Consider the following 2,203-nt stretch of genomic DNA (forward strand, 5'->3'; position numbering starts at 1 on the left):
ATTTAAATTGTGAACTATTGGGTCAAAACCCATTATCTTAGGCCTTGATTGCTTTTAAATTTCGAAATTCATTGTGTTTATAATAAAATTACATTTGACGATTATGTTTATTTTGTATATTGTAACTCAAATTATGCATTTTTGGAGTGAGTGCAATGAGCGATTCAGCAATCGACATACCAGTACAAAACCTGGTTTCACCAATAGGCGAAGATTTAGAGCTAATTCTTTTTAAAGCAAAAGAGGGCATTTCAAAAAAATCTGATGTTTATGAAGGAATTATGCTTTATCAAGAGTGGTCTGAGCATTTTGGTGTGGAAGCTAATTCGGATGAATTGGATGAGAAATTTAAATCACAAAGAGATGTGGATTCTAAACGCGTAAAAGGGCTGACGGAATACTTTAATAGTAGGAAAGATACGTCTTTGCCTGGTGTGAATATCTTTATATGTGATTTGGATGTGATAGAGGAATTTTCCGTAGGTAATCGCCAGATGGTAAGAGCTGTAATCCCTGCAGATACCTCTCGTATCGTTTCCGATGGTCAGGGCAGAACAGAGAACAATCGACTCTTAATGCAGAACTCTAAAGCTGAGTTCGGAGATTTTACAATCGGCTTTAAACTGATTGTAACTCACACTAATTCCATTTGGGAATCAAGACAATTTGTGAGGCAGCATTTTTCTGATTTCAATGGTACGAGTTCAAAGCCATCATCTTCCACCTCGCTTCTTTTTGATTTATCAACTCCGCTCGGTCGAATCATGAATGACTTGCTTGAAATTCACATAGAAAAGATGAATTGTGATGTTGCGGATTTAATTTCTTTACACGGAAAAACCAAGAAGCAATCGAAGCTATGGACGTTTGCTCAATTTTACGATTTCATTTTGGCTTTTTTTGGATACAGCAAGAAAGATTTGAATACTTTGCTAGTCTCGAAACCTTCCCTCGAAACGTCATTAACTTCAACGGCACGCGATTTAATTTCTTACCTGTTTAACACACTACCGCTTGAACTTCTCGGCAATGAAGGTTGGAAAGAACGTTCCGATAAGCTTGTGTTCAACAAAGCTATTTTTGCTTATGCAGTGGCAAAGTTAGCCAAGTCAGTCTTTGAAAATCATATTGAAGAAGGGAAGTCCGGCCCAGTAGATTACACCGTCCTAGATAAGTTAAATTCCTTACCTTTAGAAACACTAGACGACAAATTATGGCTAACAAAAGGCATTTCATACGAATCTACTTTGCGTTCAAAGCGTGTTGTTAAAATTAACAAGGATTCAGCCGTAAAAATGAATCTAGGTCGATTACTTTGTTCGAAGTTACGTGTTCCTCAAACCTTAGACCTCGTTTAATAGATAGGGAATTCACCATGGACATACAAGAATTTGATTTAGGGGCGTTACGCTGTCCTGATATGCAAATAAAGCTCAGAACCTTCCTCAAAGCATGGGTTCAAGGCAATCAAATGAAAGGGCAAAAAATAGTAGTACGCTCTATAGACCCTCGATTCTTAGATAATGTACGTTTGTACTTGGTGAATGAACCAGCAATGAAGCATGTGAGACTCATTCAAGATGGCACTCAGCCTTTATCCGAAGGATTGAAGCAAGAGATAATATCTTCACCTGATTCAATTTATGCTTTTTCCTTGGATGATTTCGACGGTTGCAATTTCGCATATGCTGTTTTATTGGAGTTTAGCGGTGAATAATATGAGCAGTATTAATACTTGTCGACGTATTGTTGAATCAATGCGGTACGAAATGGGTGTTGAACCTTTCTTGGTGCAGTTTGTTGATCACTGGGCTTATTTGCACTCGGACTTATATCCTGTACCTCAAGGACTTATCACGGATGAATTTAAGGAAGCTTCAATTATGCTTTCCCACCAGTTAGCTGTATTGATGATTACTGGAGAGGAGCATGATCCATTGGCACTATTGTTTAGTGAGTTCTGTAAAGGAACAAGCAGTCAATATGCTTTTTTTCCGACCACCAGCGATGTTTCTAAGTTGGTTTGCTCGCTGATGATGTCGGATATAAATGTTGATGGTGAAATGGATACTATTTACGAACCTTGTGTTGGTACTGGAGGGTTAACCTTTCAGAAAATTATTGCCGTTACAGAACGAAGATCGCACTGGAAAAACCCACTTGGTAGCTTGAAAGTTATCGTTGAGGATGTTCACCCTACGGC

3 protein-coding genes are annotated in these 2,203 nt (G+C 38.2%); all 3 read left to right on the forward strand.

All coding sequences use genetic code 11. From position 1 onward, the window contains the following. Positions 1 to 155 precede the first annotated feature (155 nt). Positions 156 to 1,358 carry a DGQHR domain-containing protein gene (locus AB4653_RS21745; RefSeq protein ID WP_102257425.1) on the forward strand — a complete coding sequence of 401 codons (1,203 nt, stop codon included), beginning with the start codon at positions 156 to 158 and terminating at the stop codon, positions 1,356 to 1,358. Positions 1,359 to 1,375: 17 nt separating this feature from the next. After that, positions 1,376 to 1,717, forward strand: a complete 342-nt coding sequence (locus AB4653_RS21750) for a hypothetical protein (RefSeq protein WP_102257424.1) — start codon at positions 1,376 to 1,378, stop codon at positions 1,715 to 1,717. Position 1,718: 1 nt separating this feature from the next. Next, positions 1,719 to 2,203: hypothetical protein (locus AB4653_RS21755; RefSeq protein WP_372105335.1), on the forward strand; the 485-nt coding region annotated here is incomplete at its 3' end.

This window comes from Vibrio sp. 10N.222.48.A3 (assembly GCF_041475345.1).
In the GTDB taxonomy this organism is placed as follows: domain Bacteria; phylum Pseudomonadota; class Gammaproteobacteria; order Enterobacterales; family Vibrionaceae; genus Vibrio; species Vibrio tasmaniensis_A.